Here is a 1,238-nt window from a genome sequence, read left to right on the forward strand (position 1 = left end):
TGTAGTGGTCAACTAATCCCGGACAGTATCTTAAGGTTTTCCTCAGCGGCAACGGGCGAAATGCCATCGTTGAATGCATGAGGTCTTTTCCGGTTGTAGTAGTCCATCAGATAGCCCCCAACATCTTTTTGGGCCTCAGACAGACTTCGGTATCCCAAGGCCGGTACCCACTCAGATTTCAGACTCCGGAACAGCCTCTCCATCGGCGCATTGTCCCAGCAATTGCCACGCCGACTCATGCTTTGTGTCATTCGATAGCGCCAGAGCCTCTGACGGAACTTACGGCTGGCGTACTGGCTTCCCTGGTCCGAGTGAAACATGACTTTTTCTGGTTGGCCGCGCTGTTCCCAGGCGTGGTCCAGAGCTTTGACGACCAGATCGGCGTCCGGGCTGGATGACATCGCCCAGCCAACAACACGTCGAGCATATAGGTCCAGCACAACGGCCAGGTAACTCCACCGCTGGCCACTCCAAATGTAGGTGATGTCACCGCACCAGACCTGATTAGGCCGTTTTACAGCAAACTCCCGGTTCAGATGGTTCGGGATATCCGGTCGTTCAATGGTAGCCTGCTTATAAGCGTGAGGGCCTGGCTGCTTACAGATTAGCCCTAGCTCACTCATCAACTGTCGAACCTTGAAGCGGCCAATAATCACGCCGTCATCGTTGAGCATGCCTTTGATCGTCCTGCTGCCAGCAGAGCTGCGGCTCTTAGTAAAAAGGCGGCTTACCTGGGCCTTCAGAGCTAGACGCTCAACGTCTATATGGTTCCGTCGTTGGCGGTTCTCGTAATAGCTGGAACGGCTGATATCGAACGCATTGCAGACCATTTCAACAGGCATTTGCTCACTCAACTGGTCTATCAGCGCGTACGATTCATGTCGTCCGACATCAAGAGAGCGGTAGCCTTTTTTAGTATGTCTTTCTCCATTTCAAGCCGCTTGCAGCGGGCTTCCAGCTCCTGGATTCGGCGCTGTTCAGGGGTCAAGGCTCTGCTCTTCGGGGTAATGCCCCCACGCTCTTCCGTCAGCTGTTGAACCCAGCGACGGACGGCGCTTTCCCCAACACCCAGAGAGGTACTCGCCTGGGGGATGGTGTAGCCTTGATCCAGCACAAGGCTGGCTGCTTCCTGCTTGAACTCAGGCGTAAAGGAACGTCGTTTTCTGGTCATCAGACACCTCGTTTATGGTGGCGATCTTACCACCTACGTTGGTGTCCGGAATTATTGAACCACTACA

1 protein-coding gene is annotated in these 1,238 nt (G+C 54.2%); it reads right to left on the minus strand.

Going from position 1 to position 1,238, the window contains the following annotated elements; all coding sequences use genetic code 11:
- Window positions 1-8 precede the first annotated feature (8 nt).
- Window positions 9-1,171, minus strand: a protein-coding gene (locus tag QC815_RS17290; protein WP_310541270.1) for an IS3 family transposase whose coding sequence is annotated in 2 segments (ribosomal slippage) — window positions 9-916 and window positions 916-1,171 — 1,164 coding nt in all. Because the reading frame shifts where the segments join, the coding sequence is not laid out codon by codon here.
- Window positions 1,172-1,238 lie beyond the last annotated feature (67 nt).

It is taken from the genome of Vreelandella gomseomensis (genome assembly GCF_031451645.1).
Classification (GTDB): domain Bacteria; phylum Pseudomonadota; class Gammaproteobacteria; order Pseudomonadales; family Halomonadaceae; genus Vreelandella; species Vreelandella gomseomensis.